The organism is Desulfosporosinus burensis (assembly GCF_054657535.1).
The window spans coordinates 63,721-82,924 of record NZ_BAAHYN010000003.1; the positions used below are offsets into that span (position 1 = coordinate 63,721).

20 protein-coding genes are annotated in these 19,204 nt (G+C 46.2%); 1 reads left to right on the forward strand and 19 read right to left on the reverse strand.

All coding sequences use genetic code 11. The features are described from left to right. Positions 1-9 precede the first annotated feature (9 nt). The 3 genes from sdaAB to ACYQ3Q_RS05595 form a co-directional block, all read right to left on the reverse strand. Positions 10-678 carry an L-serine ammonia-lyase, iron-sulfur-dependent subunit beta gene (gene sdaAB, locus ACYQ3Q_RS05585; protein WP_459927638.1) on the reverse strand — a complete coding sequence of 223 codons (669 nt, stop codon included), beginning with the start codon at positions 676-678 and terminating at the stop codon, positions 10-12. Between the two features lie 88 nt (positions 679-766). Next, positions 767-2,440, reverse strand: a complete 1,674-nt coding sequence (locus ACYQ3Q_RS05590; RefSeq protein WP_459927946.1) for a DAK2 domain-containing protein — start codon at positions 2,438-2,440, stop codon at positions 767-769. Between the two features lie 43 nt (positions 2,441-2,483). Then, entirely contained in the window at positions 2,484-2,840 is a 357-nt protein-coding gene (locus ACYQ3Q_RS05595) for an Asp23/Gls24 family envelope stress response protein (protein WP_034140291.1), read from the reverse strand. A 235-nt stretch (positions 2,841-3,075) separates the two neighbouring features. Between ACYQ3Q_RS05595 and rpmB the strand changes: the two genes are divergently transcribed. After that, positions 3,076-3,267, forward strand: coding sequence for a 50S ribosomal protein L28 (gene rpmB, locus ACYQ3Q_RS05600; protein WP_459927639.1), 192 nt, complete (start codon positions 3,076-3,078; stop codon positions 3,265-3,267). Positions 3,268-3,767: 500 nt separating this feature from the next. On the opposite strand, the gene hslO is transcribed toward rpmB, so the two are convergent. From hslO to fmt, 16 genes are all read right to left on the reverse strand, one after another. Further along, positions 3,768-4,643: an Hsp33 family molecular chaperone HslO gene (gene hslO, locus ACYQ3Q_RS05605; protein ID WP_459927640.1), complete on the reverse strand. Its 876-nt coding sequence runs from the start codon at positions 4,641-4,643 to the stop codon at positions 3,768-3,770. Positions 4,644-4,819: 176 nt separating this feature from the next. Next, positions 4,820-5,026 (reverse strand): hypothetical protein, encoded by a 207-nt coding sequence (locus ACYQ3Q_RS05610; RefSeq protein WP_459927641.1) that lies wholly within the window; start codon positions 5,024-5,026, stop codon positions 4,820-4,822. Continuing rightward, positions 5,026-5,274 carry a hypothetical protein gene (locus tag ACYQ3Q_RS05615; RefSeq protein ID WP_459927642.1) on the reverse strand — a complete coding sequence of 83 codons (249 nt, stop codon included), beginning with the start codon at positions 5,272-5,274 and terminating at the stop codon, positions 5,026-5,028. Before ACYQ3Q_RS05615 ends, ACYQ3Q_RS05610 begins: the two co-directional genes overlap by 1 nt. Positions 5,275-5,977: 703 nt before the next feature. Further along, positions 5,978-6,679: a thiamine diphosphokinase gene (locus tag ACYQ3Q_RS05620; RefSeq protein WP_459927643.1), complete on the reverse strand. Its 702-nt coding sequence runs from the start codon at positions 6,677-6,679 to the stop codon at positions 5,978-5,980. Further along, positions 6,672-7,340 (reverse strand): ribulose-phosphate 3-epimerase, encoded by a 669-nt coding sequence (gene rpe, locus ACYQ3Q_RS05625; RefSeq protein ID WP_459927644.1) that lies wholly within the window; start codon positions 7,338-7,340, stop codon positions 6,672-6,674. Before rpe ends, ACYQ3Q_RS05620 begins: the two co-directional genes overlap by 8 nt. A gap of 1 nt (position 7,341) precedes the next feature. Beyond that, entirely contained in the window at positions 7,342-8,232 is an 891-nt protein-coding gene (gene rsgA / locus ACYQ3Q_RS05630; RefSeq protein WP_459927645.1) for a ribosome small subunit-dependent GTPase A, read from the reverse strand. A gap of 42 nt (positions 8,233-8,274) precedes the next feature. Beyond that, positions 8,275-10,038: a Stk1 family PASTA domain-containing Ser/Thr kinase gene (gene pknB, locus ACYQ3Q_RS05635; RefSeq protein ID WP_459927646.1), complete on the reverse strand. Its 1,764-nt coding sequence runs from the start codon at positions 10,036-10,038 to the stop codon at positions 8,275-8,277. Between the two features lie 10 nt (positions 10,039-10,048). Beyond that, positions 10,049-11,452 (reverse strand): peptidoglycan D,D-transpeptidase FtsI family protein, encoded by a 1,404-nt coding sequence (locus ACYQ3Q_RS05640; RefSeq protein WP_459927647.1) that lies wholly within the window; start codon positions 11,450-11,452, stop codon positions 10,049-10,051. Beyond that, positions 11,452-12,735: an FtsW/RodA/SpoVE family cell cycle protein gene (locus tag ACYQ3Q_RS05645; protein WP_459927648.1), complete on the reverse strand. Its 1,284-nt coding sequence runs from the start codon at positions 12,733-12,735 to the stop codon at positions 11,452-11,454. The genes ACYQ3Q_RS05640 and ACYQ3Q_RS05645 overlap by 1 nt, the downstream gene beginning before the upstream one ends. Before the next feature lie 4 nt (positions 12,736-12,739). Then, positions 12,740-13,459 (reverse strand): Stp1/IreP family PP2C-type Ser/Thr phosphatase, encoded by a 720-nt coding sequence (locus ACYQ3Q_RS05650; protein ID WP_459927649.1) that lies wholly within the window; start codon positions 13,457-13,459, stop codon positions 12,740-12,742. Continuing rightward, positions 13,440-13,889: an FHA domain-containing protein gene (locus ACYQ3Q_RS05655; protein ID WP_034140279.1), complete on the reverse strand. Its 450-nt coding sequence runs from the start codon at positions 13,887-13,889 to the stop codon at positions 13,440-13,442. Before ACYQ3Q_RS05655 ends, ACYQ3Q_RS05650 begins: the two co-directional genes overlap by 20 nt. Before the next feature lie 19 nt (positions 13,890-13,908). Continuing rightward, a complete protein-coding gene (locus ACYQ3Q_RS05660) occupies positions 13,909-14,724 on the reverse strand; it encodes an FhaA domain-containing protein (RefSeq protein WP_459927650.1) in 816 nt (271 codons plus the stop codon). 2 nt (positions 14,725-14,726) lie between these two features. Next, positions 14,727-15,794 (reverse strand): dual-specificity RNA methyltransferase RlmN, encoded by a 1,068-nt coding sequence (rlmN, locus tag ACYQ3Q_RS05665; RefSeq protein ID WP_459927947.1) that lies wholly within the window; start codon positions 15,792-15,794, stop codon positions 14,727-14,729. Positions 15,795-15,993: 199 nt separating this feature from the next. Continuing rightward, a complete protein-coding gene (gene rsmB / locus ACYQ3Q_RS05670; protein ID WP_459927651.1) occupies positions 15,994-17,349 on the reverse strand; it encodes a 16S rRNA (cytosine(967)-C(5))-methyltransferase RsmB in 1,356 nt (451 codons plus the stop codon). Further along, the gene (locus ACYQ3Q_RS05675) at positions 17,342-18,031 is read right to left on the reverse strand and encodes a zinc metallopeptidase (protein WP_459927652.1); all 690 of its coding nucleotides are present in this window, start codon (positions 18,029-18,031) and stop codon (positions 17,342-17,344) included. Before ACYQ3Q_RS05675 ends, rsmB begins: the two co-directional genes overlap by 8 nt. A 125-nt stretch (positions 18,032-18,156) precedes the next feature. Beyond that, positions 18,157-19,104 carry a methionyl-tRNA formyltransferase gene (gene fmt, locus ACYQ3Q_RS05680; RefSeq protein WP_459927653.1) on the reverse strand — a complete coding sequence of 316 codons (948 nt, stop codon included), beginning with the start codon at positions 19,102-19,104 and terminating at the stop codon, positions 18,157-18,159. Positions 19,105-19,204: the final 100 nt, after the last annotated feature.

Consider the following 19,204-nt stretch of genomic DNA (forward strand, 5'->3'; position numbering starts at 1 on the left):
CTCCTATAATTACAAGGGCTCAATAGCCAATGCCTGATTAATTTTCGGTAGTTTTCTTAATAAATCAAGGACGCCCTCGTCGATTTGTTGATCTGTCTCTAAGACCATGAGCGCTTGAGCTCCCCTTTTTTCACGGGAAACCAACATTCGCGCAATGTTGATCTGGGCCGTCGTCAGAAGAAGCGTCACTTGTGCAACAACTCCTGGAATATCTTGGTGCAGGATGACTAAGGTGGGGTAGTCTCCTTTTATTTCTACTTGAAAACCATTGATCTCCTGGATGACAATTGTCCCTCCTCCAACAGAGGATCCAATAACCTGGACGTGGCCATTGTTCTTAGCTATCAAGTCAAACTTTACGCTGTTTGGATGGACATCTCCCAGGTCCCCCGTTTTGATACTAAAATTCAGTCCACGCTCTTTAGCAATTTTGGGAGAATCCGGTATCCGTTCGTCATCGGGATCCATGCCTAACAGGCCCGCAACCAAGGCCAAATTTGTGCCATGCCCTTTCCCCGTCTTAGCAAATGAACCATGTAGAACGATCGTCCCTTCTACTGGTTCTTCTCCTAAAATCTTTCTGGCCATCACACCCAAACGGACTGCACCCGCCGTATGAGAGCTTGACGGACCCACCATGATCGGGCCTAAAAGATCAAAGACATTACTCTTACTCACAACTGTTATTCCTCCTATGAATCAGTGGTAGTGCACAGCGGCATGGGGGTCTATAAAAAAACCTCCGGAAAAAATTCCGGAGGATAACCTATTCCACACCCAAAATATAATAGTAGAGCGGTTGCCGACCGGGATGAACCTCAACTTCAACGCTCGGATTCTCTTCCTGTAGCCACTTTTGGAGTAATTCAACCTCTTCTTGTTTTGTATCTTCTCCATAAAATATTGTGACCAAATCATGCGTTTTCCATTCCATCTTTTCCAAGGTCGACTGTGCTACCTTAAATAAGGATTCTCCTGTAGCGACAATCACATCTTCTACTAAACCTAAAATATCTCCAGCTGAAATACTTAAATCTCCATACTGTGAATCACGAACAGCATAAGTCACTTCACCAGAGCGAACATTGCCGAGTCCTCGTTCCATGCTTTGAATATTGGTCTCTGCATCTCCGTCTGTATTAAGGTTCAGAAGAGCAGCAATTCCTTGGGGGATTGATTTACTGGAAATGACATGAACGACTCGATCCTGCACGACATCTTTAACTTGACGAGCGGCCATGACAATATTTCCATTATTGGGCAGAATGAAGATTTGACGTGCAGGAACCTTACGAACCGCTTCAGCAAGATCTTCTGTGCTTGGATTCATCGTTTGTCCGCCGAAGACAACTTCATCAGCACCTAAACTTATAAATACATCCGCAATCCCTTGCCCCATGGCGACGGCAACGACTCCAAATTCTTTCAGAGGTTGAACCTCATTCTTAATCTCTGTCAGGGCGTCAACGGAATCTGTCGATTCAGCTTTTGTAGCATGAGCCATGTTCTCATTTTGCTCTAACATGTTGTGAATTTGAACTTGGTGAAGCGTACCCCACTGTATAGCATAATCTAGGATTTTTCCCGGATTTTTAACATGCACGTGAATTTTTACCACTTCGGGGGTTCCAACGACTAAGAGGCTGTCTCCACGATCGCTCAAATCCTGTCTCATTTGGTCTACCCGTAAATCAGAACCCTTGACTAAAAATTCTGTACAGTAAGGATAGTCCAGGCTTTCAATCTGCATAAACTCTCGTTTTGCATCATGGTCTTCTCGTTCAGTCGGAGTGGTCACCGGTACGGATAGTGTATCGGGAATGTGCGTTTCGCCAGTTAAGACTGCGATCCATCCGCCCAAAATAATCAGGAATCCTTGTCCTCCCGCATCAACAACCCCTGCTTGTTTTAACACTGGCAACATATCTGGGGTTTTTGCTAAGCACTTCATTCCCTTTTGATGTGCTTCTTGAAGGGTTTCAAGCAGTGAGCCTCCCCCCTTAGCCGTGGCTAAGGCAGCCCGCGCCGCTTCCTTGGAAACCGTCAGTATCGTACCCTCAACCGGCTTCATAACCGCTTTATACGCGGTATCTACTCCTGCTTGCATCGCTTGTGCCACTTGAAGAGCATTTGCTGATTGTAATCCATCAAGTCCCTTAGCAATGCCACGTAAGAGCTGAGACAGAATTACTCCCGAATTACCGCGCGCTCCCATTAAGGATCCCATGGAAGCTGCTGCTGCTACCTCACTGATAGCTAAGCCGGATACTTTTTCGCAATCCCTAGCGGCTGATTCAATGGTTAAAAACATGTTTGTTCCTGTATCTCCATCTGGTACAGGAAAAACATTTAAGGCATCTACATCGTGTTTTTTTGCTTCTAAGGACTTCGCCCCTGACGCCATCATCTGTTTCCATAGTTGTCCGTCTAGGACTTTCATATTAGCTGCAGGTCTCAAAACCGCATCCCCCTACTCTTATGCCCTACTCTAAAATGCGAACACCTTTGACGTTCACATTCACTTGGGACACGTTTAATCCCGTAAGCTTTTCTGTAGTATAACGGACGCGCTCCATTACACTTGATGCAACTTCAGAAATCTTAACACCATACCCGACAACGATATAGAGATCAATCACAAGTTCATTATCTTTATTGGTAACCACTACTCCACGGGCCAAATTTTCCCGTCCTAATAAATCCGCAACTCCGTCCGTAATCTTGCGTGATGCCATACCAACCAAGCCGTAACACTCAATTGCGGTAGCACCTGCAATCGTGGATATGACTTCTTCAGAGATTTCAATTTTACCTAAATGATTAATAATTTCTTTTGCCATTTTAGGACCCTCCCCTTCCGGTATCGTCCACGTTGACCCTATTCTACCAAGGAAATGAGAAATGTTCAAAGAAAAACTCAATATTTTTTAACAAAAACTATTTATTGGTCTAAAGACGATGTCCTAGAGATACTTTCACTATCCACTAAGAAAATTCGTTAGTAAACCTTGCCAACCAGTAAGACTTTTGATAGAATGTATTAGTGTCATTTCGGTTGCAAAGGAGGTTTAGCACATGGCTAGAGTATGTGCAGTATGCGCCAAAGGAGTAGTCACCGGATTTCAAGTAAGTCACTCTCATATACGGACAAAGCGAACATGGAAACCAAACTTACAAAGCGTTCGTGCTATTGTGAACGGCACTCCTGCCCGGATCAAGGTTTGTACTAGATGTTTACGTTCCGGAAAAGTTCAACGCGCTAGCTAATGAATCAAAAGCCCGACATTATGTCGGGCTTTTTTCATACCCACAATTCCATCACCCTGCAAGTCGGGGGGTGCAAGTCACGGACGGTTCTTGACTTGCATACACTCCCCATACCAAACTCACTCTAAGCGCCAAAAGCGCTGTTGAGAGCGAAGCAATTCAACCGTTCCACGCCTTAGTCGTTCCAATCAACCGTCGTTCCCATCCTACGACGACCCCAGTTCAGAGGGTGTGATTTTGCGGAGCGAACCCGTTAGGCATAGTCGCGATCAACCATGCTTAGATTACTCGGGGCCAGAACGGCACAGGGCTTGTCCATGACTCGAACAGGACGTTCGAGGTTAGAGCGCCGCCATGGATGGCAAGGCGCCGTGATGGACTGATGTCGCGGTGCCATGGATGGCAAGGAGCGACTCACATGCAGAATAGCCCAGAGGTTTGCCGTTCTCGCCGAGTGATCTAGCATGGTAGCGACGGCGCCGTGGGTGAGCGGAGCAACATCACACCCTCTCTAAGATCTGTTGAAGTTCTTCCGCATTAAATTGATAATGTTCATTGCAAAAATGGCAAATCATTTCGGCATTTCCGTCCGAGATTAGGTCTGCTATTTCTTTTTTTCCGATCGAAACCAAAGTATCACTTAACCGTTCCTTGGAACATGTACAACAAAACGTCACCTTACGGCGTTCTAAAACGCGATGAGAAAGCGCTCCCATCAACTGACCTAATAATTCGTCTAGGTTTTGGTTCTGAGCAATCAGTTCACTAATTCCTATCTTTAACTGTCCAAGTAGACTTTCAATCGCTTGGATATCTTCTTCTGTCGCTCCAGGCAAGGGTTGAATTAAAAGCCCCCCTGCGCCTGCTACATGATAGTCTTTTTCAACCAATACACCTAGCAGCATAGCTGAAGGAATCTGCTCAGAGGTCAATAAATAATGAACGAGATCTTCCGCGACCTCACCACTTACCAACGGAACCGTCCCGGTAAAAACCTCGCCATTCTGCAAGCTTCGACTCACAGACAACTCCCCAAGACCAACCGCAGTTCCTACGTCAAGTTTCCCTGAAGCATTCAGCGGCAAATCCACCAAAGGTTCCCTGACATAACCCCGAACCTCCCCCTGCGCATTTCCTACTGCGACAACCCCCTCTAAAGGACCGTCACCCAATAAGCGCAAAGTGATACTCTCATCCCCTTTAAGGGAACTAGCCAGAATAAGAGTCCCTGTCATCAACCTGCCCAGTGCCGCCGTAGCAACGGGAGACATCCCATGACGCCTACGAGCTTCCTCCACCGTATCCGTTGTCCTCGCCAAAACCCAACGAGCCTTCCCGTCAAGCATAGTCCCAATCCAAAGTTCATCCTGTTGCATAATCGACTTCCTTTATCAAAATCTTATGTGTTCTATTACTTTAACATAATATTATTAAAGAGCAAGCGTTCAGAAATATCATATATATAGCCTATCCCTAAAAAGCTATCCTTACACTCCATTAACAATTCTAGTCGCAAAAAAAGACCACGTTCCAAGGATTTTAATGTGGTCTTTTATACCAATTTGTTGCTGTTTAAAATCCGATAGGTTCCTTGCCAGGAAGGCTCGTTCGATGGCATAGTTTCTAGCACGACAGCTACCTTTTGCTGAATTTTGCGAACCAATTCAACCTTGTAGCGCTTTGTTTCTTGCTGTGTAAAATGAATACTTCGGATTTGCCCCAGACTTTGTCTTGCCGAAGGAGTCCATTTAATTTGCATTATAACAGTCCTTTTTCGATAGCCTCTATAATGTCATCGGTGGAGTAAACCACTCCATTGGAAATATCTTCTTTCGCTTGCATAATCAAGGTTTTAAGTTCCATGTCGCTTTCAATTTCCTCTTGGACCATGCTTTCCAGCGGCTTGAATAAAAAATGCTTGCCTTCGATATCTACAATTGTATCTTTATTATCGTGGAGCCACGTTTTAAATAATTCTGCGTTATTGCCTTCAAGCTTTTTCAGCATACGGGAAGTTCCCTCCTTCAACTGGTTCGTATAGAACCATTATATCACCCAACTCGCTGTTCCGATACTTCTATACGATACTCCGTCGTAAACTTTACCATTTGACGAACTTCCTTATAATGCAGAAATACTCTCCGTCCATCCAGTTAAGGGCTGAGCCACTACACTAACACAATGGGATAACGAAACTTTAGTTTCCTTATCCCTTTTTCGCCAGTGATTAATAATCAGTTGTTTTGATCATTGGGTAAAATGAAAATCTTCAAATCCTCTATTTAGATTAGCAATTAAGTCATCATAGAGGGTCTAGAGGGTAAGGGTAAGGGTAAGCATATGCGTGTCGAATCCTTAATGGGACAGTTCCCGATGAGCGTGGTTCACACAATCCCTGAGGTTTTACCACGCTCGCTTCGTAATCAAGCGCAATAGCGACGGCGCCGTGGGTGAGCGAGCAAAATCACACCCTCTTCAGCGTCCCTGCCCTCGTTATTCCCAACCACCGTCGTTCCCATCCTCGGCCGTTCCCAGCCCGGAGGGTGTGATTTTGCGGAGCGAACCCGTTAGGCATAGTCGCGTCAATCGCGCTTACATTACGAGGCGGTAGCGTGGCACTGGTTCACCTCAGGTATTACCCTGAGGTTTGCCTAAGCTCGCCTCGTAATCAAGCGCGATAGCGACGGCGCCGTGGGTGAGTGGAGCAACATCACACCCTCCCGGCGTCCCTGCCCTCGTCGTTCCTAACCCTTGTCGTCCCAACTCCGCTAGGAATAACTACCATAACCCACCCCTCGTGCACCTCAATCACGGCCTCCCCACCAAGCAAGACATTACTAATCCCACGTGGGGAATCCTGATAAAGCACACCCCGATCAAGCGGATAATACAACCCCTCAGTCGTGACGACCGCCTGCTCTGATAAGGAGATCAAAGAGAGTTCCTGCCCCTGTGGTGCGCTAATCTCTTCCCGACCTTGCAGGACCCACATTTCCTGTTCAGGATCAACCAAACGAATCCGATACCCTTTTCGCGCGTAAGCCAGCATTAACGCAATATTACCCAAGAAATGATCGATTCGATTTCCACTTGCTCCATACAACCAAATATCCCGTTCCCCGACTAGATCAGCCTTTTCCACGGCCCTTAAAAACGCCAATTCAAGATCCGTCTCATCTTTTTCAGTGGGATACCGCTCAATTACGCATCCCGAAGTTTCACATTGACTTAGGTTCTCATGAGAAATCGAATCTAAGTCCCCTATTACAAGATCCGGCATACGCTCAGAAAGGGCGGCATAATTTGCCCCCCCATCCGCACATATCAGGAAATCGACCTCATTCAGAACACGTTTTCCCCATTTAGAATCCCAAACACCATTTGCCAAGACTGCAATTTTGAAGTTATTCACCCTTGATCAAAACCGCTGCTTGCCGAATTTTTGCCACGGCTAGTTTCGGATCAGCTTGAGCGAAAACAGCGGCACCCGCCACCAGAATATGGGCACCTGCTTTGGCAACCGCCGCTGCTGTTTCGAGGTTAATTCCCCCATCAACTTCAATCAAGCAAGACGAGTGGGTTTGTTCTAAATGGCGATGGAGTACCTGAATCTTAGGAAGAACATTCGGAATAAACTTTTGTCCACCAAATCCAGGGTTCACCGTCATTAATAAAACCATATCCAAATCTTGCAGAATATACTTGATACCGTCCAGCGGAGTTGCTGGATTAAGGGCGATTCCCGCTGTCATCCCATGCTCTTTGATTTGCTGGATCACACGATGGGCGTGGCGGGACGTTTCTAAATGAAATGTAATATGATTCGCACCAGCGTCCGCAAAATCCACAATGAATTTCTCTGGCTCTTCAACCATCAGATGAACGTCAAAGCGCATTTTGGAATGACCCCTGAGGGATTTTACTAAAGCAGGTCCAAAGGTAAGGTTCGGGACAAAGTGCCCGTCCATAATATCTATATGTAATACTTCAGCACCTGCCTCCTCTACCAACTGGACTTGGTCACCGAGACGGGAAAAATCGGCGGATAAAATTGAAGGGGCAATCTGAATCACATTAATACTTCCTCTCTGCTTCCATTACTTCTTGCAAAAATATTAGGTAGTGCGCATATCGAGAAGGAGAAATCTCTCCCTTTTCAAGCGCAGCTTTGATGGCACAATTAGGTTCTTTGTCATGCAGACAGCTGCTGAAGCGGCACTGGCCACGACGTGAGGCAAATTCAAGAAAATAGTCTGATAAATCTGCGCGTTTCATAACTGGCATAGCCAGGGCAGAAAAACCTGGGGTATCCGCTACAAGCCCCCCAGCACAAACCATCAATTCCACATGGCGTGTGGTGTGGCGGCCGCGCTTAGACTTAACGCTTATATCTCCAATTTTCAGGTTCTTACCTGGTGATAGGGCATTGAAAAGACTCGATTTTCCTACTCCGGAAGGTCCTGCAAGGACGCTAATTTTCCGGTTTAACCGATTCCCAAATTCTTCAATTCCTTGACCCGTTTGATTGGAGACTTCGAACACTGTGTATCCTATATTGCGGTAGACATCACTTATTGAAGGGACTTCTGTGTCGTTGCTTAAAGCATCCTCTTCTAATTTATCTAATTTAGTAAAGACTATAATAGGTTCAATTTCTGCTTCAGTGACCTGAATCAATAAACGATCTAAAAGATTCCGATCTGGCTTAGGAGAAGTCAGAGCAAAGACCAAAATAGCCTGATCTACATTGGCTATCGCCGGGCGATTTAAACTGTTACGCCTAGATTCTACTGCTTCAATCGTCGCCTTGTCTTCCCCTTCTGGAAGAATGACCACCTGATCGCCAGGTATAAACTCCTGATCTTTAATACGAAAGCGACCGCGTAAGGAACATTCCCATACTCGGTCTTCCGCATAAACATAATAAAATCCGCCATATCCTTTGAGTAAGACTCCTTTGATCATAAATACCTCACTATAATTATCGTGTACGAAGCTCGATCTAAATTAATAGTTCTTAAGTTTGCCATTCTTTCGAACGTTACCAGAGACCTGGGCAATCGATACTAGATTCTTGCTTGCTAGGGCACCTATTCCTTGGGCAAGCGGTCCAGGTCCACGCGAAACAACAATCGTTACTTCAGTCCCCTGCTGAACTGCCTCTCCAGGGTTAGGAAGGGTTCTCATCACCACATCGATTGGGAAGGTCGTAGAGTCCTCGGTTTCAATCTTTAAAATCAGCCTATTCTGTCCAACGAGTATCGTCTGCGCTTCTGCAGATGTTTTCCCGATCACACTGGGCATATTAATTGGAACTAATTGTGGTCCAGTACTGATGGTTAAATGAATCTCCCCGTTTTTAGGCCAAGAGGCTTTTGGCGCAGGATTCTGATCAATAACAGCATCTTTAGGCACATTAGCATCCGGCTTGGATTCAAAGGTTATCTTTCCGGTAAAGCCAGCATTTTTAATAAGGAATACGGCATTATCCTTTGACATTTGTCCTATCTTGACATCTGGGAATTCCGCGATATCGACGCCTTTACTGACCACAATTTTAACAGCACGACCTTCTTTAACTGATAACCCAGCCTTCGGATCCTGGTCAATAATGCGATCTTTCTCGACTTCATCACTGAACTGGAAGGTGGGCTCAGGGCTTAGACTTAGTTTAGCCTTATTTATAAAGTCTTCTGCAACAGGCACAGTTTTCCCAACTAAATCGGGAACCGTGGTTGGTGGTACCGCAAAAATACTCTTTAACCACAGCACTCCACTTAGCAAGGAGAAAAGAAGGACGAGACCCCCAATGATCCATAGCCTACGCTGCTTATTTTTAGACTTGGCTGGAATAGAGTCCTTTACTCCGATCGGTGCCAGAACTTGACTCATCCCTTTGTGAGTCTGAGTGGCCTCAGAATCATCCGCTTGAAAGGCTTCAAGTCGCGTAATCGGTCGACGGTTCTGAATGTGGTTCAGGTCCTCCAGGAGATCTTTAGCCGCTAAGTATCGTTGTTCAGGCGACTTAGAGATCGCCCGCATGATCACCGCTTCAAATTCCCTGCCGATCCGTGGGTTAAGCTTGCTTGGCGGAACAGGCTGTTGCTGTAGGTGTTTTAGAGCAATGGCGATCGGGGTTTCCCCATCATAAGGCACTTTACCCGTCAGCAATTCGTAAAGAACAATTCCCAAAGAGTAAATGTCCGATTGCTCATTACTTTGAATTCCTTTGGCTTGTTCCGGCGATAAGTAATGGACAGAGCCCACAATATCACCCGTATGGGTAACCGTAGCCGAAGAGACTGCCCTAGCGATACCGAAGTCTGTGACCTTAGCGTGTCCGTCCGCGGTCACCAATATGTTATGCGGCTTGATATCCCTATGAATAATATGGTGTTCATGGGCATTTTGGATAGCGCCAGTGATTTGGCGCGCCAGATTAATGGACTGGTCTGTGGATAGAGGGGCATACTCTCGAATAATTTCTTTAAGGTTACGACCTTCTACGTATTCCATAACGATATATTCGGTATCTCCATCTTTACCCACATCATAGATCGAGACAATGTTCGGATGAGATAAACTCGCTGCAGATTGGGCTTCCCTGCGAAAACGTCGGATAAAGTCTTCATCAGTGACAAACTGCTCCCGGAGCACCTTTATGGTTACAACGCGATTAAGCAAAACATCCTTCGCCTTATAAACGATTGCCATACCTCCAGCACCAATTCGCTCAAGGACTTCATATCGTCCCCCGAAAATTTTACTCACTATCTCTCACCTACTTTCTGGTTAGTGCTTCTTGAATGATTTGTCGTGCAATCGGAGCAGCCGCCCCTCCACCAGTTCCCCCATTTTCTACCATCACAGCAATTGCAATCCGTGGATTCTCCGCAGGTGCAAAGGCGATATACCAGGCATGCGTCGGGACATCTCCTCCTGGTTCGGCGGAGCCAGTTTTACCCGCAACTTGAACATTGGGTAAAGCTCCCGGTGCAGCCGTTCCATCCGTCACAGCGGTGACCATCGCGCTAGTAATTTTATCCGCCTCTACCTTGGAAAGAGCAGTCAACCAAGGCTGGGGCTTTTGTTTAAAGATTACATTTTGTGAAGGGTCAAGGACCCGCTCCACAAGATGGGGTGTCATAATAACTCCTTGGTTGGCGATACCCGCTGTTATTAAGGCCATTTGAAATGGAGTGACTAGAACTTCCCCCTGTCCGAAGGTACTGGCAGCCAGCAGGTTTGTGTTCAAGGTCGTGGGAATTTTCTCTGCTTTAGTAATGGAGCTTCTTGGAACATTCAGTTCAAAGGGAACCATTTGCCCAAACCCAAAACCCTTGACCGCGGATAAGAATTTTTCATTCCCAGCCTGTACCCCAAATGTTGCAAAGTACGTGTTGCAGGATTCGGCTAAAGCCATATTATAATTAACCCAGCCATGTGCCTTATCGTTTTGTTCTCGAATAACTTGTCCATTAATAATCGTGGATCCTTGACACTCGTATAAATCTGAGGTATTAACTCCACTCCGCAATAATGCCGCAGATGTAACGACCTTCATAGTCGATCCAGGAGGATAAAGAGAAGAGTAACGAGGTTCAAGTGGCCTATCCTTTTCGCGGCTTCTGATCTCATTCCAGTTCTGGTCAAGGTTATTGGGCTCAAAACTCGGTTGGCTTGCTAAGGCTAACACTTCTCCATTTCGTGGATCGATAGCCACCACTGCTCCCATTTTCCCCTTGAGTGCATTAAAAGCTAGGCTCTGTAAGCGCGAATCAAGAGTGAGTACCACATCATCCCCTTCCAGGGGAAGCGCAAAAAGTTGTTGAACTGATTGAGTGGGAGTAGCCCTTTTGAGCCCTAACAACCAATCCGCTAAGCTTCCTTCGAGACCGGATGCTCCCAATTTCACCGTCGAATAACCGAGAGCAGGTTCGTACATTTCTCCTTTTGTATAAACTCTAACCTTTTTTCCATTAATAAGCTGGGTTTTTGCAATCACTTCGCCGTTACGATCAAAAATTCCTCCCCTAGTCACACGGTTTTCCATCAGGATCATGCGACGATTGGCGGGGTGTTTCAACAAGGTATCTGCCTTAACAACTTGCCAATAGACCAAACCCAGACTCAGAACAAAAAAACTAAAGGCCATGCCCAATGCTACTTGACGTATCCCTCGCATTATGTTGCATACTCCCTTCCCTTATTCTTCGTGCTGTGGGAACTTGTTGCTGTGGCGTTGGAAATATTGAGCAGTACCCCTAGTAAGATAAAATGAACAATGAGCGAGCTTCCACCATAACTCACCCACGGAAGCGGTAAGCCTGTCAAAGGAAAAAGCTTCGTAACCCCAGCCAGAATAATTAAAGTCTCTGTTCCAAGTAGAATTCCAATCCCCGCGGCTAAAATTTGCCCAAATCGATCTTTGGCCCTGATACTTACGACAAAAGCCCTCATAACCACAATCAGAAAGAGCACAAGCACAGCCATGGCCCCAGCAAATCCTAGTTCTTCTGCGATGACTGAAAATATAAAATCGCTAATTGCAACGGGTACTGTGGAGGCCCCAATCCCGTTCCCTAATCCCGTTCCCAGGATATTTCCGCCACCAATAGCGAACAGGGATTGGGCAATTTGATACCCCATACCCGTCGGGTCTTGCCAAGGGTCCAGCCACACTGCAACTCTAACGCGCACATGCCTAAAGAGCATATAACCTACAGTTCCAGTCAGTAGAAAAATCGGTATAGATATTCCTAAATATAAAGCCCGCTCTGTCACCACATAGAGCATGAGCACAAAAAGCAAGTAAAACACCAAGGCAGTTCCCAAACTTTTTTGAGCGGCCAAAAGCCCAAGAACGAAGGCCACCATGATCATGAAAGGGCCTAAAGTTCGCCAATCAGGCAAAGAGAAACGTCCCCATTGCACCGTCCCTATGCGCAACAATTCCTCATTTTCTACTAAGTAGGTTGCCATGAATAAGAGCAGAGCCAGCTTAACAAATTCTTCGGGCTGAAACCCGAATCCCCAGAACTTCAGCGAGCTCGTCGCTCCACCTTCCTCAGACCCAAACACAAGAGTCACCAGCAACAGCCCAACCGCTAAAAGCCCCCAAATGTATCTAAACCTTCCGAAGGATCGATAATCACGGATTGCCCATAGAACTGTGTAAAACATCAATAAGCCGATATTCGCCCACCAGAATTGGTGCAAGGCAACCCCCGGATTAACTCGTACAACAAATACAAGACCCAAGGCCATGATGGCTTGGACGACTGGCAATATATAGGGGTCCCCTTGATAATGGAAGAGTTGTTCCATTAAGCTCCCCACAAGGACAATAGCCGTAAAGATCAGCGCTTGCCAAAACAGGGGGCTCATAGCGCCGTCCCACTTCAATAGGCTAAGTCCTAGCCACATCATTCCTAAAACTAAAACACGCGAGGTCAAACTCAGAATCATCGGCTCACTCCATAATACAGCATAACGCTGTGAAATTATCTGGGGCACCTCGTTCAAGTGTAACCTGTCGTAATTTCTCCAATCGTTCTTCCCAAGCGCCCGGTTCTAGAAATTCTTCAGTTAGTTCTTGGTCACTGATCATATTGGAGAAACCATCCGTGCACAGCAGGAAAACATCTCCTGTTTGCAAACCCATAGTCTGACAATCCACCTCTACGCTTGGGTCTACGCCTACTGCCCGCATCAACACATTTCGTTGAGGGTGTTTTTTTGCTTCTTCAAGGGAGATCTGACCTAACCTCACCAGTTCACCGACGAGTGAATGGTCGGTTGTTAAGAGCGTTAATACCTCATCGCGCCATAAATAAGCTCGACTGTCTCCAACATGAGCAATCACGACTTCGCTGTTGCAAATCAGTAATACCGTCAGGGTTGTTCCCATTCCGGCATTCTCGGGTTGGTTGGTTGATGCTTCATAAATTACTTGATTTGCTTGAGCAAAAGCCTCAGTCAACCCTTTTTCCAAAGCCTGCTCTTCAAGCTTGGCAAGTTGAGGAACTATTTTTTCCAATTCATGCAAGGCAGTCGAAGATGCTACTTCTCCCGCCTGATGCCCTCCCATGCCGTCGGCTACTGCATAGAGCCCTGCCGAGGATATCACCAGAAAAGAATCCTCGTTGTTTTTACGGACACACCCATTTTCACTAAAGCTTAGAACTCTCATTTTGCCACCTCGAGTATTGGAAGGTAATACTTCCAATTTTCACATAGTCTCCAGCAACCAGTTGCACTGAAGAATGGATTTGTTCTCCATTAACCCAGGTTCCATTCGTACTTCCCAGATCTTCCACAATCGTTTGTCCTTTTTGCAAGCGGAAAACAGCATGATCAATGGATGCAAAATGATCCGTTAAAACGATATCATTATGCTTTCCCCGTCCCAAACGTAGCCCTTTAGCATCTACCCTAAAAATTCGCCCTCTTGCAAGAGATTCACCTCCTGTAAGGACTTCTAAACGCCCGAACTCATGCACAGAACGTTGGAAAATCCCCTTTAATTGAAGATCAGCCAACAACGCTGTAAAAATACGAAAGATAAAAAGATAGATAAGGGCGACAAAAATGAGTCGTCCAATGACTAAAACAAATTGCATACAATCCTCCAAATCGAGCCTAAGGGGCTCTTTGTATGACCAATACACTTTGTCCGATTTTTATTCGGTCCCCTGGAGCTGTGGTATGATGTGTAATTCGCTGTCCATTCACAAAGGAACCGTTTGTGCTTCCCAAATCATCCAGCCACCAACCATTCTCTCCTCCTGAAGCGATCTTCAGATGTCGACGTGAGACTTCTGGATCATGAAGTACCAAATCACATTGGCCATGACGACCAATATAAAGATCCGCCTCCTGGAGCGGGAACTTCTGTCCAATATCGGGACCTTCAATAATTTCGAGAAAGAATTCGGAATTCCTCCCTAATTTATCCCCGGCAGGGAAGTTTGTCTTGACACTTTCTCGGAAAATAGTCGTACTTTCTCTCCAATTCGATCGGTTAGAAGGGGCATCTTCCGTTTCTACTCCTTGATCATTGAGTTCATCATCTCCCCAGTCGACCACGATTGAATCATCAAAATCAGTTTCAATCACCATCTGTCTAGGATTGACCGTCTCATCCGCATGTAACTCAACGGCAGGTTTAGTTAGAAATGTATAGCCGTTTCGCTCCGCTTCGGCAAATAAATATTTTGAGAGTTCAATCAAAAACGCATCCCCGAAACTGGCTATTGGCCCCCAATCACTGGAATGGAGATAGACCCGGTAGATATTCGGAACATAAACCTGTGAAATACTGACTTGCTTATTTTTAAGCATTGCCTTCACAAGTTCTTTGGCAATTTCTACAGGTTGAAGCCGGGTTGCACCTTTTTTAAATGCTTCGGTAAAAAGAAATTCGGCCATCCCCTCAAATCGGGCCAATAGGCTCATGACTAATCACCCTCCCACAGTCGACGAAGTTGTCCACAAGCTGCATTAATGTCAGTCCCCCGCTCTTCACGTGACGATACGGCTATCCCGGCATCTTCTAGCACTTGGGTAAACTCCTTTATCTTCTCTGAATTGGGACGCTCCATCCCAGTACCCTCCACCGGATTTACCGGAATTAAATTTACGTGTCCTAATTGTCCCTTTAGTAATCTGGCCAGGGCCGCAGCTTCCTCCCGCCTCGTATTATCTGCAGTCAAGGCTACTTCGAAGGTAATCCGACGATGCGTGATTCGTGAGTACTCACGACAGGCTTCCATCAGGAGAGCCAGTGGATAACGACGATTCATGGGGATTAAATTATTCCTAATTTCATCCTGTGCTGCGTGAAGGGATACTGCCAAACCCACTTGGGGATTATCGTTTGCCAATTGAATAATTCGGGGTACAACCCCACAGGTTGAAATCGTCATCCGGCGCATGCCAATTGCCTGTCCTTGCTCATGATTCAAAAGTTTGATTGCTTTTAGGACATGATCATAATTAAGAAGTGGTTCCCCCATCCCCATAAAGACAATGTTGGTCACCTGGAAATCTGGATCTTCCTGCCTGACCAGATGGGTAATATCTAGAACTTGCCCCACGATCTCAGCCGAACTCAAGTTTCTGCGGAAGCCTTCTAATCCAGTCGCACAAAATGTGCATCCGACCGCACATCCAACTTGAGTGGAAACACAGACCGTATGCCGATCCCGCGCTGATTTGCGCGAATAATCCATGAGAACACACTCAATCATCTCTCCATCTTCAAGACGGAATAGATACTTGCGCGTGCCATCCTTTGAACGCTGTTCGTGCACATGTTTCAAAGAATATAGATGCATTCTGGATCTTAACGTTTGCAGGTCACTCTTGCTAATGTTCCTAATCTCATCCCAGGAAAGCACTGCTTTTTGCTGCACCCACTGAAATAACTGAGTCCCTCGAAATTGTTTTATACCCAACTCTCGACAGATCTCTATCAACTCATCTTCTAAACAACCGCGCAACTCAATAATTTCCATAATATATATTATTCACCCAATTCGCTCCAATTAAACTTCCCTGTAAAGAAAACTTGGCTGGCGCCAAGCGCTGGCCGTGATGGCCTAGTGTCCCTGTAGCCATGACTCGAACATGGATGTTCGAGATTAGAGCACCGCCATGGATGGCAAGGTGCCGTGATGGCGAGAAAGGAACCTTCCCGAAGTATGTAACGTCAGTTTATACTTTTTAACTAGTGCGACGGAATTTTGCTAAGAAAAACCCATCCATCTCATGACGATTCGGTAAGATCTGAAGCATTCCTTTATTCGCCTGTTGAATATCTCGCGGATTCTCAAGCTCAAAGGGTAAGCTTTCTACCAAGTTGACCGGTTCAAATTCCGGATGTCCGGAGCGAAACCTCTTGACCAATTCAAAGTTTTCTTCCGGTTCCGTCGTACAGGTCGAATAGACTAAATCTCCTCCAACGTCCACACAAGACGCGGCCCGTTCTAAGATGGCTAATTGAAGGGTAGGGAACTCTTTTAGATCCTGTTCCTCCCTCTGCCAACGCAGGTCGGCCCTGCGTCGCAGAACCCCCAAACCAGAGCACGGAGCATCCACCAATACGCGCTGTTGGGAGCCGAGTCTTACACCGGGCAAGTCCCGCGCATCCCCTAGCTGAGGTTGTATGATTTTGATCCCCAGCCTTTGGGTTAATTGCTGAATGAGGTCAAGTTTGTGCGAATGGATATCAAAGGCCAGAATTTCCCCTTTATCCTCCATCAGCTGAGCTAAGTGAGTTGCCTTCCCTCCAGGAGCACTACAAGCGTCCAACACATGTTGCCCCGGTTGAGGATTAAGGACATGAGCGACCAGTTGCGAGCTTTCGTCCTGAACGGTAAATAACCCCTCCTTGAAACTCTCAAGTCGATCGAGTGCACTAAAGTTTTGAATTTTCAAACTCTCACGGATCCGAGTTCCTAATTCGACCGTGATTCCTTCCTCGATAAGACGATCTCTTAAATTCTCACGGGAGATCTTTAACGTGTTTGTCCGAATCCAAGTATGAGCTGGTTCATTATTGGCTATACATAAAGCTTCTGTTTCCTCATGACCCCAACGTTTTAGCCAACGCTGAATCATCCATTCAGGATGCGAATAACGCACAGAAAGATAGCGCACAGCTTCGCGCTTGGAATCCGGCCAAGGAAACTCCCAGGCCGTACTCATTACTTTTCGTAAGACGACATTTACCAACCCTGTATACTTTGGGTAACCTTTGGCTAATTCTACACTTTCATTGACTGCAACTGCTGGGGGAACCCTATCGGCATAAAGCAATTGAAAAGCGCCAATCCGCAAAATTGCCCTGACTTCATGGGGAAGTTCTGACATTGGCTTGCTTAAATACCTTCGCAATGCATAATCCAAGGTGAGTTTATGTTTGAGCGTGCCATTCACTAATAAGGTCACAAATTGTCGGTCTCTAGAATCCGTTAGCCTGCCAATGTTATTTTGTAATAAAAGATTGGCATAAGCCCCTTCGACCTCAACTCGCGTCAACATCTGCACGGCCATGCTTCGGGCTGTTAGATTAATCATCGCTTCTCCCCCGCGCAATTAGAATGAATCTTACTAACTGAAGGACCGCAGCTAGAGCAGCAGCCAAGTAGGTTAGGGCCGCAGCATTTAACACCGAACGGGCACCGCCCAATTCATTCCCTCCGAGCATGCCTCTCTCTTGAAGAAGTGACATCGCTCTACTGCTGGCGTTATATTCAACAGGCAGTGTAATCAACTGAAAAATTACCGCAAAGGTAAACGCCAAGATTCCTAGCTGCAGAAGCCAGTCTACGCTTGGCACGAAAAGACCCACCATGATCAAGATTGGGCCCGCGCTACTGCCGAAGTTAGCCACGGGAACAAACGTTGATCGAAGCTGCATCGGAAAATATCCTGAGGCATGTTGCAAGGCATGGCCTGTTTCATGAGCGGCTACTGCTACAGAGGAAAGTGAGTTGCCATGATAAACCTTCTCACTAAGCCTAATAACCCTAGTACTTGGATCGTAATGGTCGGAAAGTCGACCTCCGATCGGTTCTACTCGCACATCGTATAATCCACCACTGTTCAAGAGCTCACGTGCAGCCTGCGCCCCTGTCAGCCCTGCCTCCGAACGGATTTTCGAATACTTTTTGAAAGACGAAGAAATCCGATATTGCGCAAATAGGGAGAGTAAGATTGCAGGAATTAAAAGAACCATAGTAGCATCCCAAAAAAACATTAAAACACCTCCATATTATCTACTTTGTAGTCAGCCCCTTTATAGATGGGCGTTTTAGCCTTTTTACAACGAGGGGATAGATTTCCCACTGTCGTCTCCAAAACCAGCTTTAGCTGAAGAATCCACTAATCTATTTCTCCAAATTTTTCCCCAGCCTCACCGTGCCGCCCTATGAAAAAACTTTTGGCAGGCATACTACGTTTTCCTGCTGGTTGGACTTCCCAAATCCGCAACATTCCTTCCCCGGTCTGCACCAGCAAACCATCTCCGCTGAGTTGGATAATTTGTCCCGGAGCTGTTAGTTCCGAACCCTTTTCGACGGTCAGAAAAGGAGCACTTCGCCAAATCTTAAGGTTCTCCCCTCTGAAGGTCGTGTAGGCTCCTGGCCAAGGATTTAGGCCCCGGATTTGATGATGAAGATCAACAGCGCTACGTGACCAGTCTAGGCGTTCGTGTTCACGTTTTAGGAGGGGAGCATAATTTGTTTCACCTGTTTGGGGTATCTGAATTAATCTCCCCAATTCTAACTCCTCCAACGTTTCTATCAGCAATTCCGCTCCCAAAGTCGCTAATTGATCATGAATTTCGCCCGTGGTTGCCTCTTCAGAAACTTCAATTTCTCGTTTCAGCAACATGTCCCCCGTATCTAAGCCTTCGTCCATCAACATCGTGGTTACTCCTGTTAGGGTTTCCCCCTTCATTAGCGCCCAATGAATAGGGGCAGCCCCGCGGTAAGCAGGAAGTAGAGAAGCATGAACGTTAATACACCCTTTTAAAGGGATCTGTAAAATATCCTTGGATAGAATCTGTCCGTAAGCGACAACAATAATACTATCTGGGGCCAGATCCTTTAGCAATTGAATTTCTTCAGGTGTTTTTATTCTTAAAGGTTGAAAAACTGACAATCCTAATTCCTGAGCAGCAATTTTTACGGAACTAGGTTTTAAGTTCTTTCCTCGTCCGGCTGGTCGATCTGGTTGAGTAAAGACACCGACAATATCATGTCCTTCTCTCACCAAGGCCCGCAAACTCGGTACAGAATAATCCGGTGTACCCATAAAAACTAAACGCATACCCAATCCCCTTTCTCGAGGCACGAAGTGCGAGGTTCGAGGCTCGAACTAAGGCCGCCCTTATGCTTCATTCATGCTCGTGCTCCCTGCTTCGCGCTTC

What these genes read in the sequence shown, in the direction of transcription:
- ACYQ3Q_RS05590 (WP_459927946.1), bottom strand. Translation starts at nt 2,440, where the DNA reads ATGAAAGTCCTAGACGGACAACTATGGAAACAGATGATGGCGTCAGGG.
- ACYQ3Q_RS05595 (WP_034140291.1), bottom strand. Translation starts at nt 2,840, where the DNA reads ATGGCAAAAGAAATTATTAATCATTTAGGTAAAATTGAAATCTCTGAA.
- rpmB (WP_459927639.1), top strand. Translation starts at nt 3,076, where the DNA reads ATGGCTAGAGTATGTGCAGTATGCGCCAAAGGAGTAGTCACCGGATTT.
- hslO (WP_459927640.1), bottom strand. Translation starts at nt 4,643, where the DNA reads ATGCAACAGGATGAACTTTGGATTGGGACTATGCTTGACGGGAAGGCT.
- ACYQ3Q_RS05610 (WP_459927641.1), bottom strand. Translation starts at nt 5,026, where the DNA reads ATGCAAATTAAATGGACTCCTTCGGCAAGACAAAGTCTGGGGCAAATC.
- ACYQ3Q_RS05615 (WP_459927642.1), bottom strand. Translation starts at nt 5,274, where the DNA reads ATGCTGAAAAAGCTTGAAGGCAATAACGCAGAATTATTTAAAACGTGG.
- rsgA (WP_459927645.1), bottom strand. Translation starts at nt 8,232, where the DNA reads ATGATCAAAGGAGTCTTACTCAAAGGATATGGCGGATTTTATTATGTT.
- ACYQ3Q_RS05640 (WP_459927647.1), bottom strand. Translation starts at nt 11,452, where the DNA reads ATGCGAGGGATACGTCAAGTAGCATTGGGCATGGCCTTTAGTTTTTTT.
- ACYQ3Q_RS05645 (WP_459927648.1), bottom strand. Translation starts at nt 12,735, where the DNA reads ATGATTCTGAGTTTGACCTCGCGTGTTTTAGTTTTAGGAATGATGTGG.
- ACYQ3Q_RS05650 (WP_459927649.1), bottom strand. Translation starts at nt 13,459, where the DNA reads ATGAGAGTTCTAAGCTTTAGTGAAAATGGGTGTGTCCGTAAAAACAAC.
- ACYQ3Q_RS05655 (WP_034140279.1), bottom strand. Translation starts at nt 13,889, where the DNA reads ATGCAATTTGTTTTAGTCATTGGACGACTCATTTTTGTCGCCCTTATC.
- ACYQ3Q_RS05660 (WP_459927650.1), bottom strand. Translation starts at nt 14,724, where the DNA reads ATGAGCCTATTGGCCCGATTTGAGGGGATGGCCGAATTTCTTTTTACC.
- rsmB (WP_459927651.1), bottom strand. Translation starts at nt 17,349, where the DNA reads ATGATTAATCTAACAGCCCGAAGCATGGCCGTGCAGATGTTGACGCGA.
- ACYQ3Q_RS05675 (WP_459927652.1), bottom strand. Translation starts at nt 18,031, where the DNA reads ATGTTTTTTTGGGATGCTACTATGGTTCTTTTAATTCCTGCAATCTTA.
- fmt (WP_459927653.1), bottom strand. Translation starts at nt 19,104, where the DNA reads ATGCGTTTAGTTTTTATGGGTACACCGGATTATTCTGTACCGAGTTTG.